Origin of the sequence: Streptomyces sp. NPDC093598, assembly GCF_044764825.1 — a bacterium.
Classification (GTDB): Bacteria; Actinomycetota; Actinomycetes; order Streptomycetales; family Streptomycetaceae; genus Streptomyces.
This window is the reverse complement of sequence record NZ_JBIWIV010000001.1, coordinates 1148695-1162059: the sequence shown is the minus strand read 5'-3', so window position 1 is coordinate 1162059 and position 13365 is coordinate 1148695. Positions and strand designations below refer to the sequence as shown.

At 71.7% G+C, this 13365-nt stretch carries 9 protein-coding genes; 5 read left to right on the top strand and 4 right to left on the bottom strand.

Annotated features, from left to right (window positions below; genetic code table 11):
- Window positions 1-1100: 1100 nt before the first annotated feature.
- The 4 genes from ACIRDU_RS05360 (at window position 1101) to ACIRDU_RS05345 (ending at window position 7297) form a co-directional block, all read left to right on the top strand.
- Complete coding sequence (locus ACIRDU_RS05360) at window positions 1101-3755, top strand: CocE/NonD family hydrolase (RefSeq protein ID WP_403574688.1); 2655 nt, start codon at window positions 1101-1103, stop codon at window positions 3753-3755.
- Entirely contained in the window at window positions 3752-4618 is an 867-nt protein-coding gene (locus ACIRDU_RS05355) for an ABC transporter permease (protein ID WP_403574685.1), read from the top strand. Before ACIRDU_RS05360 ends, ACIRDU_RS05355 begins: the two co-directional genes overlap by 4 nt.
- Before the next feature lie 145 nt (window positions 4619-4763).
- Window positions 4764-6281: a von Willebrand factor type A domain-containing protein gene (locus ACIRDU_RS05350; protein ID WP_403574682.1), complete on the top strand. Its 1518-nt coding sequence runs from the start codon at window positions 4764-4766 to the stop codon at window positions 6279-6281.
- Window positions 6282-6577: 296 nt separating this feature from the next.
- Window positions 6578-7297, top strand: a complete 720-nt coding sequence (locus tag ACIRDU_RS05345) for a chaplin (RefSeq protein WP_403574679.1) — start codon at window positions 6578-6580, stop codon at window positions 7295-7297.
- 209 nt (window positions 7298-7506) lie between these two features.
- On the opposite strand, the gene ACIRDU_RS05340 is transcribed toward ACIRDU_RS05345, so the two are convergent.
- Window positions 7507-8775 (bottom strand): NAD(P)-binding domain-containing protein, encoded by a 1269-nt coding sequence (locus ACIRDU_RS05340; RefSeq protein ID WP_403574676.1) that lies wholly within the window; start codon window positions 8773-8775, stop codon window positions 7507-7509.
- Window positions 8775-10025 (bottom strand): ATP-grasp domain-containing protein, encoded by a 1251-nt coding sequence (locus tag ACIRDU_RS05335; protein WP_403574674.1) that lies wholly within the window; start codon window positions 10023-10025, stop codon window positions 8775-8777. The genes ACIRDU_RS05340 and ACIRDU_RS05335 overlap by 1 nt, the downstream gene beginning before the upstream one ends.
- A 168-nt stretch (window positions 10026-10193) precedes the next feature.
- Here ACIRDU_RS05335 and ACIRDU_RS05330 point away from each other — a divergent pair, with 168 nt between their 5' ends.
- Window positions 10194-11504 (top strand): glycoside hydrolase family 26 protein, encoded by a 1311-nt coding sequence (locus ACIRDU_RS05330; RefSeq protein WP_403574671.1) that lies wholly within the window; start codon window positions 10194-10196, stop codon window positions 11502-11504.
- 58 nt (window positions 11505-11562) lie between these two features.
- On the opposite strand, the gene ACIRDU_RS05325 is transcribed toward ACIRDU_RS05330, so the two are convergent.
- Both ACIRDU_RS05325 and ACIRDU_RS05320 read right to left on the bottom strand, forming a co-directional pair.
- Window positions 11563-12219: a lipopolysaccharide biosynthesis protein gene (locus ACIRDU_RS05325; protein ID WP_403574668.1), complete on the bottom strand. Its 657-nt coding sequence runs from the start codon at window positions 12217-12219 to the stop codon at window positions 11563-11565.
- Window positions 12216-13364: a glycosyltransferase gene (locus tag ACIRDU_RS05320; protein ID WP_403574665.1), complete on the bottom strand. Its 1149-nt coding sequence runs from the start codon at window positions 13362-13364 to the stop codon at window positions 12216-12218. The genes ACIRDU_RS05325 and ACIRDU_RS05320 overlap by 4 nt, the downstream gene beginning before the upstream one ends.
- Window position 13365: the final 1 nt, after the last annotated feature.

Genomic DNA, 13365 nt, shown 5'->3' with positions numbered 1-13365 from the left:
AGCGGGGAGGAGGGGCGGAGCGGGGACCGCGGCGGAGCGGGAAGTGAGGCGGAGCGGGAAGAAGGGCGGAGCGGGAAGAGGGGCGGCGGGTGACGGTTTCCTCCGCTAACCGTCACCCGCCGCATCGACCTGTCTGCCGCGCGTTCCCGGATCAGATGATTCTTCGGCGCACGGCCCACACCACTGCTTCTATCGGGGTTTCCACGTCGACGCGTTCGCAGATCGACCGGAGTTTACGCCGGAGTGTGCGGTCGCTCATGTCCATTCGGCGGGCGACCTGCGTCATGGTGCAGCCTTGGGAGACGAGTTGCAATATTCTCAAGTGATCGTTCCCTAATTTGAGGTGGGGCTCTCTCAAGGAACTGTTCAGTGTCACCTGTCAAACCTCATGGGTTCGTCCGACGGTGGGGCGTCGGAGCTCCGCCTATTGGTGTGAAAAGTTGCGCTGCTCGCCTGGCTGCGTAGTCATCCCGCGGGCATGCACGCCAACGCCGGTTCGCTCGGCGTCGATGTCAGTGTTATGTCCGTGGTCATTTCACCAGGCCAGCACGCCCACCACGCCGTCAGAGAAGAGGAATGAGGTGAACAAATCCTCTGGGACGCGCGTCAGGCGGAGCTACTGATCAGAAACTGGGCTGGTACGGACTAACGGTGCGTGTCTTCGCGTGAAGCATGCTTTCCCCCTTGCCGTTCGGTCACACGAACTGCGCAGACGGCCCTTCGATAGCGCCTCGCGGGCGGAAGATTGAAGGGTTGGTCTGTCCGCGGCGTCGTCCGCCCGGACAGTATACGAAGTACCGACTCCGCTTGATCAATGCTTTACCGATGTGATCGGCGTCACATCACAATTATTTTCGCGGAACTTGAGATTCCGATTGTGATCACATTCTGTCTCGGTATTTGTTCGCATGTAAAAGTGCGGTGTGATCGGTGCTCTGCCCATCGATCCAAGAGCAAAAGAATCTTCCGTGTGACCGGGTGTCCCTGGCCGGCGTACCGCGGACGCGGTACGCCGAAGGGCCCCGTACTCCCCTGGGAGGGGTTCCGGTTCGGCCTCCGGTCGACAACTGTTCGACAGGTTCACCCCGTACCGTTGACGCATGGATCTTCGACTGCCCGGACTGAACGGGCTGCTTCGGAGGCCCCGGAGGCTCCTCGCCGCCGGGGCCGCCGTCGTCGTCCTCGCGGGAGCGGGAACGTGGACGGCCGTCGCGAACGACGAGGCGCCCCCGGTCCACCGCGAAGACCGGGCCCTTCCCACCGCCGACGGCGTCCGCATCGACACCTCGTACTTCACCTCCGGCGGCGCCGGCCGACGCCCCGCCGTCCTGCTCGGGCACGGCTTCGGCGGCAGCAAGAACGACGTACGGCAGCAGGCCGAGGACCTCGCCCGGGACGGCTACGCGGTCCTGACCTGGTCGGCCCGCGGCTTCGGCAAGTCGAACGGCAAGATCGGGCTGAACGACCCGAAGGGCGAGGTCGCCGACGTCTCCCAGCTCATCGACTGGCTGGCGAAGCAGCCCCAGGTCGAGCTCGACAAGAAGGGCGACCCCCGCGTCGGCATGGCCGGCGGCTCCTACGGCGGCGCGATCGCCCTGCTCACGGCGGGCCACGACAGCCGCGTCGACGCCATCGCCCCGGCGATCACGTACTGGAACCTCGCCGACGCCCTGTTCCCGAACGGCGTGTTCAAGAAGCTCTGGGCCGGCATCTTCGTCAACTCCGGCGGCGGCTGCGAGAAGTTCGAGCCCGCGCTGTGCCGGATGTACGAGCGGGTCGCCGAGTCGGGCAAGCCGGACGCACAGGCGCGCAAACTCCTGGAGGAGCGTTCACCGTCCGCGGTGGGCAAGGACATCAAGGTGCCGACGCTGCTGATGCAGGGCCAGTCCGACTCCCTCTTCCCGCTGGGCCAGTCCGACCAGGCCGCGAAGGCGATCCGCGCCAACGGCGCTCCCGTCGACGTCGACTGGATCGCGGGCGGCCACGACGGCGGCGACATGGAGACCGGCCGCGTCCAGGGCCGCGTGACGTCCTGGTTCGACCGCTACCTGAAGGACGACAAGGGCGCCGACACCGGCCCCGCCTTCCGCGTCACCCGCACCCTCGGCATGGGCTCCGGCGACGGCGAGCCCCGCCTGACCGGAGTGACCTCGGACCGCTACCCCGGCCTGGAGAGCAAGCAGCGCTCCATCGCCCTGGCCGGCCGCGAGCAGAGCTTCGACAACCCGCCCGGCGCCAGCCCGCCCGGCGTCTCCGCCCTGCCCGGCCTCGGCGGCGCCGGCGGTCTCAGCCAGCTCTCCACGCTCGGCATCGGTGTCTCCCTCGACTTCCCCGGCCAGTTCGCCGCGTTCGAGTCGGCGCCCTTCCGGGACGACGTCCAGATCACCGGCTCCCCGACGGCGACCGTCCACGTGAAGTCCACCAGCGACGACGCCGTGCTCTTCGCGAAGGTCTACGACGTCGGCCCGGGCCGCACCCAGCCGGTGCTGCCCTCCCAGCTGGTGACGCCCATCAGGGTCGAGGGCGCCAAGGCCGGCAAGGTCGTCACCATCACGCTCCCGGCGATCGACCACGAGGTCGACGACGGCCACCGGCTGCGCCTGGTCCTCGCCTCGACAGACCTCGGCTACGCCTCCCCGACGGCCCCGGCGACGTACACCGTCTCCCTCGAGGGCGGCCTGAGGATCCCCTCCGCGCTCGGACAGCGCGACACCCAGGGCGCCCTGCCCGCCTGGGTCTGGTGGCTGCCGCTCGCCGGCGCCGGCATCGCTTCGGCCCTGATCCTCACGGGACGCCGCCGCACGGCCGCCCCCGCCCCGCCGGACCCGGCACTCGCCGAAGTCCCCCTGCAGATCACGGACCTGACCAAGCGCTACGCGAAGGCGTCCGACCGGTACGCGGTCGAGGACCTGTCCTTCCGTGTGGAGAAGGGCCAGGTCCTGGGCCTGCTCGGCCCCAACGGGGCGGGCAAGACGACCACCCTGCGCATGCTGATGGGCCTGATCAAGCCCGACGGCGGTGAGATCCGGGTCTTTGGCCACGCCATCGGCCCCGGCGCCCCGGTCCTCTCCCGGGTCGGCGCCTTCGTCGAGGGGGCGGGCTTCCTGCCGCACCTGTCCGGCCGCGAGAACCTGGAGCTGTACTGGCGCGCTACGGGCCGTCCGCCCGAGGACGCGCACCTGGAGGAGGCCCTGGAGATCGCCGGACTGGGCGACGCCCTCGCCCGCGCGGTGCGCACCTACTCCCAGGGCATGCGCCAGCGGCTCGCCATCGCCCAGGCCATGCTCGGCCTTCCGGACCTGCTCATACTCGACGAGCCGACCAACGGCCTCGACCCGCCCCAGATCCGCGAGATGCGCGAGGTGATGATCCGCTACGCCGCCGCCGGCCGCACGGTCATCGTCTCCAGCCACCTCCTCGCGGAGGTCGAGCAGACCTGCACCCACCTCGTGGTGATGGACCACGGCCGGCTCGTTCAGGCGGGCCCGGTCGAGGACATCGTCGGCTCGGGCGACACCCTCCTGGTGGGCACGGCCACGCCCGTGGACGGTCCCGTCGTGGAGAAGGTCACCGCCCTGCCCGGCGTCGCCTCGGCCGTGCGCGCCGAGGAGGGCCTGCTGGTCCAGCTCGACGCCGACGGCACCCCGCAGCGCCTGGTCGCCGACCTCGTACGGCTGGACGTGGCGGTGCGGTCGGTCGGCCCCCACCGCCGCCTGGAGGACGCCTTCCTCACCCTGATCGGAGCCGAAGCATGAGCACGCTCGCCGAGCCGCCCGTCGAGGTCGCCGACGGCTACCGCGCGGGCCGCACCCTGCCCTTCCGCGTCGAGCTGGTCCGGCAGCTGAAGCGGCGCCGCACGATGGTCATGGGCGGCGTCCTGCTCGCCCTGCCGATCATCCTGCTCATCGCCTTCCAGGTCGGCGGCGACCCGGGCGGCAACAACAACCGCGTCAACCTCATGGACACGGCGACGGCGTCCGGGGCGAACTTCGCCGCGGTCAACCTCTTCTCCGCGGCCGGCTTCCTGCTCGTCATCCCCGTCGCCCTGTTCTGCGGCGACACGGTCGCCTCGGAGGCGAGCTGGTCGTCCCTGCGCTACCTGCTCGCGGCCCCCGTGCCCCGGGCCCGGCTGCTGTGGTCCAAGCTCGCCGTCGGACTCACCCTGAGCCTGGCCGCGATGGTCCTGCTCCCGGTCGTCGCCCTCGCCGTCGGCACGGCCGCCTACGGCTGGGGCCCGCTCCAGCTGCCCACCGGCGGCACCCTGCCCACCGGCACGGCGGCCCAGCGCCTGCTGATCGTTGTCGGGTACATCATGGTGTCCCAACTGGTCACCGCGGCGCTCGCGTTCTGGCTGTCGACCCGGACGGACGCCCCGCTCGGCGCGGTCGGCGGCGCGGTGTTCCTCACCATCATCGGCAGCGTCCTCGACGAGGTGACGGCCCTCGGCGACTGGCGCGACTTCCTGCCCGCGCACTGGCAGTACGCCTGGCTCGACGCCGTCCGGCCCCAGCTGGAGTGGTCGGACATGATCCAGGGCACGTCGGTCTCCGTGACGTACGCCCTCGTACTGTTCGCCCTGGCCTTCCGCGGTTTCGCCCGCAAGGACGTCGTCTCCTAGGTCAACGGAGGATCACCCACCGGTCTCGAAGGCCGTCCCCCGTGGCCGCTTCGAGACGCTTCCGCAACGCCCCGTACCGCACGTTCGGGCCCCCTGCGCCGTCACAGTCGCAAGAAGCCGACGCCGACGGATGCAGGGGGTACGGATGATGGAGCGGTTCCGGACACGGAAGGCGCTGCTCGCGCTCACGGCGGCGAGCGGCCTGCTGCTCACCGCGTGCGGCGGGAGCGCCGACACCGGCGAGAGCAGCAAGGCCGCAGACCGCCACGACCGCAGCGCGGGCCGGCCCGCACCCGCCCAGAGCCAGTACGCCGACGAACGGGACGATCGCCGGGAGGACCCCGACCACCTCTCCACCTTCGCCCTCGACGTCGACACCGCCTCCTACGACTACGCCCGCCGCGCCCTCGCCGACGGCCGGCTCCCCGACCCGTCGACGATCCGCCCCGAGGAGTTCGTCAACAGCTTCCGCCAGGACTACGAACGCCCCGACGGCGACGGCTTCTCGGTCACCGTGGACGGCGCCCGCACCGGCGAAGAGGACTGGTCCCTGATCCGCGTCGGCCTGGCCACCCGCACCGCGGAACGCACCGGCGAACGCCCGCCCGCCGCCCTCACGTTCGTCATCGACGTCTCGGGCTCCATGGCCGAACCGGGCCGCCTGGACCTCGCCCAGGAGTCCCTCGCCGTGATGACGGACCGGCTGCGCGACGACGACTCGGTCGCGCTCGTCACCTTCAGCGACGAGGCCGAGACCGTCATGCCCATGACCCGCCTCGACGGCCACCGCGACGAGATCCAGGACGCCATCTCCGACCTGGACACCCAGGACTCCACCAACCTCGCCGCCGGTGTCGAGACCGGCTACGAGACGGCTGTCGAGGGTCTGCGCGAGGGCGCCACCAACCGGGTCGTCCTCGTCTCGGACGCCCTCGCCAACACCGGCGACACCGACGCGGAGTCGATCCTGGAGCGGATCTCCGGCGAACGCCGCGAGCACGGCATCACCCTCTTCGGAGTGGGCGTCGGCAGTGACTACGGGGACGCCCTCATGGAGAAGCTCGCCGACCGGGGCGACGGCCACACCGTCTACGTCTCCGACTCCGAGGAGGCCCGCACGGTCTTCTCCGAGCAGCTTCCGCGCAACGTCGACCTCACCGCCCGCGACGCCAAGGCCCAGGTCGCCTTCGACCCCGAGACGGTCGAGGAGTTCCGCCTCGTCGGCTACGACAACCGCCGCGTCGCCGACGGGGACTTCCGCGACGACCGCGTCGACGGCGGCGAGGTCGGCCCCGGCCACACCGTCACCGCCCTGTACGCGGTCCGCACGAAGCCCGGTGCCGAGGGTCATCTCGCCACCGCAACCGTCCGCTGGCTCGACCCCGGCACCCGCGACCCGCACGAGGAGACCGGCGACCTGGAGACCGACGCCCTGCGCGACTCCCTGCGTGCCGCCCCCAGCCGTTTCCAGGTCACCGCGGTGGCGGCCTACTTCGCCGACGCCCTCCGCTCGCGGGACGACAACCACCACCGCATTCCGGGAGCCCCGGCCGGCTTCGCCGAACTCGCCGAGCAGGCACGCGCGTTGTCCGACATCACGGAGGACGGGGCGGTGCGCGAACTCGCCCGGGCCATCGAACAGGCGGACCAGCGGCGGGATTGAGGCGGGGCGCGGGCCAACCGGGTGAACCTGCGGAACCAATTGTCCCGCACCGGGTTGTTGAGGCAGTAGAGCATGCGGCGCCACGAGAAAGGAACGCGCAGTGCTCAAGGAGGCAATGACCGTTGCGGCGGCCGCCGCTTCTGCCCTTGATCTGCCGGGGATGCGAGCCGGCATTCGACACGCCTGATCCCTGTTCAGCGCTGCGACCTGTTCATGCCGCCATACCGCCGGCCCTGGATGTGGCTCTCCGCTCCGAGGCCGGCTGCCCCAATTCTTCAAGCAGGAGGACAACTGCAATGCGACAGACCCTGAGCAAGGGAGCGTTCGCGGCGGCCGCCGCCACGGGGCTTCTGTCCCTGTACGGCAGCCCCGCCCTCGCTGACTCCGACGCGTCGGGAGTGGCGAAGGATTCCCCCGGTGTGCTGTCCGGGAACAGCGTGCAGGTGCCGGTCGACGTGCCGGTCAACGTGTGCGGCAACACCGTCAACGTGCTCGCGGCGCTCAACACGGCGTTCGGCAACTCCTGCGGCAACACCTCGCACAAGTCGAAGGACCACGACGCGGGCGCGGACGCGTCAGCGGTCGTGAAGGGTTCCCCCGGTGTCCTCTCCGGGAACAACGTGCAGGTGCCGCTCGATGTGCCCGTGAACGCTTGCGGCAACACCATCGACGGCGGCGCGCTGTTCAACGACGCGCTCGACAACCACTGCGAGAACGGCTCGCACGACGGCGGCTACGGCGACGGCCACGACGACAAGCCGCCGACGGACGAGGAGCGGACGCCCCCCGCCAAGGACGGTTCCGTCCCGCGCGACAGTGAGAAGCCGCGTTCCACGTCTCCGGACAGCGAGGACTCGTCCATCACCGAAGTGGTCGAGAAGGAGGAGGACGGCACCCTGCCCCAGCTGGCCGAGACCGGCAGCGAGTCCCTGGCGGCGGCATCGGCCGCCAGCGCCGTCCTGATCGCGGGCGGAGTGATGATGTACCGCCGCAGCCGCACCACCATGTCCCGCTAGCCGCTCCCGAGGCACCGTGGTGCCGGACGCAACCTCTCCGGCACCCGCACTCCCGGGACAGCAGCACCCGCACCCCCCGTCGACCCAGGTCCGGGGGGTGTCGGCCGTCGCGGCACACCGACTCGCTCGACCGCCGTTCCCGGCACAAGGGCGGGCCGCTGACGACGCTGTCGCCGTCAGCGGCCCTGGGTCACCGTGTGCGTCCCCCGTCAGCGGTGTACCGGCGACACCGACTCGCTCCGGCTGCTGTCCACCGGAGCGGGAACGACGCCGCCCACCGGCATCGCCCCGAGCCGGCGGCGTACGCCCCTCACGAGCGTCGACGCCGTGAAGGCCGCGCCCTGCACGAAGCGCATGGCCGGGCCGAAGCCCGAGGCCGTCACCAGCCCCGCGAGGAACAGGCCGGGGTAGGAGGACTCGAAGCTGCGCCCGACCTCCGGGGAGCCGTCCGGCAGCGCCGCCAGCGTTCCGCGGAGCTCGGGGGAGAGCAGTCCGAGCCGGTCGCAACGCGCCCGGAACCCCGTGGCGGCGATGACGTGTTCGGTCTCCAGGCTGCGCAGGGCACCCGTACGGCTCGTCATGTCCAGCCGTACCCCGCCCGGCACCGCACAGGCCGCGGTGACCTCATGGCCCGGCAGCAGCTCCACCACGCCCTCCACCCGGTCCCGCACCCACCACGCGCCCGCCGGCCCCAGCGCCGTGGTCGCGATGCGTGCCCGGGTCGGCTCCGGCAGCCGCCGGAAGAGGTTCGGGCGCTCCGCGTAGAACCAGTTCCGCCAGCCGGGGCCGAGGCCGCTGTGGGGGGAGCGGGCCGACTGGTACCAGGGGCGCTCCCAGGGCGGCGGCACATCGTTCCACCGCAGCTGCTCCGCCCGCGCCAGCACACGGACGCGCGTGCCCTGCTCGGCGAGCAGCGCCGCCGTCTCCAGGGCCGCCTGCCCGCCGCCGATCACCGTGACGTCCTTGTCGCGGAAGCGGTCGAGGTCGCTGTGGTGGCTGCTGTGCGTCACCAGCGCGGGGTGCAGCCCGCGCAGTGCCTGCGGTACCTCGACGAACGGCATCACACCGACCGCCAGGGCCACCGTCCGCGCCTGCACCTCCTCCCCGTCCTCGGTGACCGCCGTGAAACCGCCCGGCCCGGCCGCCACACGGGTCACCGTGCGCTCGTCCACCGCCGGCACGGCGTGCCGCGCGAACCACAGGCCGTACTCCGCGAACGCCTCGACCGGAATCGGCTTCGCATGACGTGCCGTCAGGCCGTGCTCGGCGCAGTAGACGTCCAGACGCCACTGCCCGGCCGGGTCGGAGAGGTTGGACGCCCACGGTTCCGACTTCAGGAACATGCCGCGGGGCATGTTGTCCCGCCAGGACGCCATGGGCCGGCCGAACACGCGCAGGTTCAGCCCGGCGGCCGCGGCGTGGGACGCGATCGACAGACCGTACGGGCCTGCGCCCACCACCAGAAGGTCGTACACCATCAACTGCTCGCTTTCTCGTTGTCGGTCAGGGAGGGCGAGGCTGCCCGGGGGATCAGCCGGGGCGTCGGCGCCGCCGTCGTGCCCAGCCGCTCACGCAGCCGGTGGGACACGTGCCGGCACCACTGGGCCCACATGACCCGTCCGGGGGAGCGGTCGTCCGCGGCGTACCAGGCCAGTTCGCGCCCGCCCGGCGCCGCACGCAGCGCCGCCAGGGGCGCGTAGTTCTCCACCACGAAAGCCCGCCCGGCCATCGGGGCCCCGGCCGGCAGTGAACGGCCCGTCAGATCCAGGTGCAGGGCCCGTACGACGTCCAGGCCCGCGCTGTCCGCGAAGAGCCGGAACTGGGCGCCGGCGCGCGGGTTGAAGTCGAGCAGGTGGTAGCGGCCCGTCGTGCCGCAGCGGCGGAAGTCGAGGTCGAAGATGCCCCGGTAGCCCAGCTCGCCGGTGAGCCGCTCGGCCAGCTCCTGCACCTGGGTGTTGGGCGTCCAGCAGCCCACCGCGGTCAGCCCCGCCCCCCGCGGCCAGGCCAGTTGCTTGCGGCCCGGCCCGCCCGCGCGCACGCGGCCCGCGTGGTCGGCGTAGCCGTGGAAGAACCAGTCCCGGTCCGGCCCCGGTGACAGGTACGCCTGGAGCAGCAGCCGGCTGCCCGCCTCACCGGTGCGCAGGAACAGTTCCCGGGCCTGCGGTACGGACCGCACCAGCACCGTGCTGCGCAGCCCGCTGCCGGCGGGCAGCAGCCAGGGACGGCTCCACTTCGCCACCACCGGCAGCCCGAGCCGCCGCATGGCGTCGGCTACCTCGGCCGGGCTGTCCGGGACCAGCGTCACCGGGTGCGGGACATCGGCGGCCGCGCACACGGCGGCCAGTTCCGCCTTGTCGGCGACGCGCTCGGCCAGGGTGCCCGGCATCGCCGGCAGGAGGTAGGAGGGCGCGAGTTCGTCCCGCATCCGGGCCACGGCGATCGCGCTCGCGTCGTCCATCGTGACCAGGACGGCGGGCCGCGCGATCCGGTCGGCCACGCGGCGCAGCGCGGCGAGGATTTCCTCCGGCGACGCTCCGGGGAGCGGCGGGGGATGCATTTGACGTACGTAACGCGACGCCCCGACGGGACTTCCCGCGCCATCCGCGACGACGTGTACCTCCACTCCCGCTCTGCCGAGCGAACGCACGGCCCCCAGCGTTCCGTGGTGAAAAGGATTCCGGTCGATCCGCAGCACAACAGCGGGGACGCGGATGTCAAGCAGCGACACGAATTCTCTCTTTCCTTTCGATCGGCTCACCCGCACGGGCGAGCCCAGCACTCGAAAGCCGCAACGGCACTGGCGCGCTTGGCTTTTCTATGGCTGACTTCATATGACTGCCCGTCAATAACAAAAACCTCGTCAGTAGTCCGGACCAGAGCGAAGAAAGGAGCAGGCATGGCCCCACAGCACAAGCGGGCCGGGATCCGCCGGCTGGCCCTGGGCGCGGCAGCGGTCGCCGCGTCGGCCGCCCTGGCGTCCGGCACCGTCGCCGGGGCGGGGGTGGCACAAGCCGCCGAACCGCGGGCTCCGGCACCGACCCCGGCGCCGATCCCGGCGGCGCCCGTCGCCACGCCCCCGGCCCTCACCCCTCCGGCCCTCACCCCTCCGGCCCTCACCCCTCCGGCCGTCGCCCAACCGCCGACGCCGGCCCCGGCCGCCACCGAGGCTGCGGGTGAGGAGATCCCGGCCTTCGGTGTCTTCCTCAAGTCCGACGCCCGTGGCGTGGCCCGGATGCCGCTGTTCAGCCACTGGCTGGGGGGCACGGAGCTCCGCGTCGGCCACACCTATCTGCCGGGACACCGCTGGCGCGACATCGAGGGTGCCCCCGACTTCCTGGACGTGTGGGCGCACTGGCGCAACAAGAAGGCCGACCGGATGCTGGTCCTCAACGTCCCCATGCAGGAGCGCAACGAGGAGGGCGTCCCCGACAGCGAGGTCAGGCAGCTGCTGCGGCAGGGCGCGGCCGGGGAGTTCGATCACCACTTCCGCGTCCTCGCCGAGCGGTTGGTGAAGCTGAAGGTGCCGGACACGATCATCGTGCTCGGCTGGGAGATGAACGGCACCACGTACACCCATCGCTGCGGGCCGGACCCGGAGGCCTGGAAGAAGTACTGGAACAGGATCGTCACCACCATGCGTTCCGTGCCGGGCCAGAAGTTTCAGTTCGATTTCACGCCGAGCCGTGGCCAGGACGCCATTCCCTGGACGAAATGCTATCCGGGGGACGACACGGTTGACATCATCGGCATGGATTCCTACGACCAGCCGGCCGGGATGTCGTTCGAGCAACAGGTGAAAGAGCCCTACGGGCTTCAGCACCACGTGGATTTCGCGAAGGCTCACGGCAAACCCATTTCCTATCCGGAATGGGGGCTCTTCCGCAACGGTGACAATGCCGAGTACATGCGGAGCATGCTCGCCTGGATGGAGGAATACAAGCCGCTCTACAACACGCTGACCGACTACTGCCCGCACGGTGTGTGGCAGTGCGGATCCAACCCCAAGTCGTCCCACCTCTACCGGTCCGCCCTGTTCGGCCGCGGCGACCAGGCGACCCCGCCCCTCACGCCCACGCCCACGCCCACACCCACGCCGACCCCGCCCGGCACCACACTGCCCCCGGCCGACTGCACGCCGCTGGACCTGGGCAGCTGGGTGGAGGAGTGGCTCGGCGGGAAACTCTGCCTCCGCTTCGACTGGTGGTGATCCACCGGTCCGGCGAACCCCTGCTCTCCGGTGCCGTGTTCGGCCGGGCCCGCCGCCGTCACCGTTGTCCGCGCACATCGGCGGCGGCGGCCGGGCCGGGCACCGAGGGGGCCGGGGCCGGCTCGCCGTCCTGGCCGGTCCTCCTGGGCCGCGCCAGCAGGGCCAGGCCGCCCAGCAGACCACCCGCGCTCGCCCCCACCAGACCGGTCACCGCCGGTGACGCGGACGTCGGCTCGCTCGGCTCCACCGCCCGCGAGAACGGCACGAGCCGCACGTTGGTGTTGTCACTGCTGTCGTCGGCGTGGCGGGTCAGCGAACGGGTGACCGCGTTGGCCATGTCGACGGCGAGGCCGGGCCGCGAGGAGGTGGCCGAGACGGCGACCATCGGCGCGTCCGGCGACGTCGCCGTGCGCACACTGTGCTGGAGGGTGCGCACCGGAACACCCGCATACACCTGCGCGTCCCCGAGCACCGCGAGCTGCGTGGCGACCCGGCCGTACGCCTGAGCGAATCCCAGGGCGGCGTCCGGCGTGGACTTCCCGGTGGGTACGGCGATGACGTAGCTCGTCGCCGTGTACGTGGAGGGTGTGAGCAAGCCGTACGAACCGCCGAGCACACCCCCGACGAGGGTGCAGGCCGCGAGCACGGACCACAGGGGAAGCCCCCTGAGACGAGCCAGGGACAGGCGGCGCTGACGGGTCGGAGTGTCGGTCATGAGGAGGTGGCTCCCAGAGGTGAGAGGGACGGCGAACTGGAGACCGCTGCCGCGTACACGTCCGTGAGGCGGGCCGCGCAGTGGGTGATGCTGTAGTGCTGGGCGACCTCCGAGGCGGTGCGCGGCCGGGCGCCGGCCGCGCGGACCTCGGCGATCGCGCGGGCGTACTCCTCGGGGCCGCCGCGCACCCGCCGGACGCCCTCGGCGGGTGACCGCACATCCTCGATGGCCGGGCAGGAGGCGTAGAGCACGGGCAGTCCGGACGCCAGCGCCTCCACGGCCGCCAGACCGAACGCCTCCTCCGTGGACGGGGACGCGAGCAGGTCCATCGCCGAGGTGAGCGAGGGCAGGTCCGGGCCGGGCGAGCCGTCGGGCAGGTAGGGACGTTCGCCGGTGAAGACGACCCGGCCGGCCACTCCGGCCTCGTGGGCCGTGCGACGCAGGGCGTGTTCCTCGGGGCCCCCGCCCACCAGCAGCAGCCGGCACTCGTCCGGAAGCAGGGCGAGCGCACGGACGAGGACGTCGAACCGCTTCCCCGCGGTGAGCCGGCCGACACCGCCCACGACCCAGGCGTCCTCCGGCAGGCCCACGTGCCGGCGGGCGTGCTCGCGCCGCTGCGGATCGAAGCGGAAGCGGTCCACGTCGATGCCGTTCGGGACGACCTCGATGCGGGGCGCGGGCACACCCCAGCGCTTCAGGCGCTCGGCCACCGTCGGGGAGACGGCGACCGTCGCCGAACCGAGCCGCTCGCTGGCGAGGTACAGCCCGCGCACCCCCGCCGTCAGCCTGCGGCCCTCCATCTGTGAGTCGCCCAGGGAGTGTTCGGTGGCGACGACCGCCCGGACCCCGGCCAGGCGTGCGGCGAACCGGCCGTAGACGCAGGCCCGGTAGAGGTGGGTGTGCACCAGGTCGTAGCCGCCGGCGCGGATCAGCCGGACCAGGCGCGGCAGCGCGGCCAGGTCACGGTTGCCGCCCATGCCGAGATGGGTGACGCGGACGCCGTCGGCCGCCAGGCCCTCGGCGACCGCACCGGGGTTGGTGAGCGTCACGACGTCGCAGTCGACGGGCAGATGACGCAGCAGCAGACGCAACTGCTGCTCGGCCCCGCCGACGCCGAGGCCGGTGATGACGTGCAGAGCCCTCATC

Excerpts from the sequence above, each read along its gene's own strand:
- ACIRDU_RS05325 (WP_403574668.1), bottom strand. The coding sequence starts at position 12,219 with ATGACCGACACTCCGACCCGTCAGCGCCGCCTGTCCCTGGCTCGTCTC.
- ACIRDU_RS05360 (WP_403574688.1), top strand. The coding sequence starts at position 1,101 with ATGGATCTTCGACTGCCCGGACTGAACGGGCTGCTTCGGAGGCCCCGG.
- ACIRDU_RS05330 (WP_403574671.1), top strand. The coding sequence starts at position 10,194 with ATGGCCCCACAGCACAAGCGGGCCGGGATCCGCCGGCTGGCCCTGGGC.
- ACIRDU_RS05345 (WP_403574679.1), top strand. The coding sequence starts at position 6,578 with ATGCGACAGACCCTGAGCAAGGGAGCGTTCGCGGCGGCCGCCGCCACG.
- ACIRDU_RS05320 (WP_403574665.1), bottom strand. The coding sequence starts at position 13,364 with ATGAGGGCTCTGCACGTCATCACCGGCCTCGGCGTCGGCGGGGCCGAG.
- ACIRDU_RS05350 (WP_403574682.1), top strand. The coding sequence starts at position 4,764 with ATGATGGAGCGGTTCCGGACACGGAAGGCGCTGCTCGCGCTCACGGCG.
- ACIRDU_RS05340 (WP_403574676.1), bottom strand. The coding sequence starts at position 8,775 with ATGGTGTACGACCTTCTGGTGGTGGGCGCAGGCCCGTACGGTCTGTCG.
- ACIRDU_RS05355 (WP_403574685.1), top strand. The coding sequence starts at position 3,752 with ATGAGCACGCTCGCCGAGCCGCCCGTCGAGGTCGCCGACGGCTACCGC.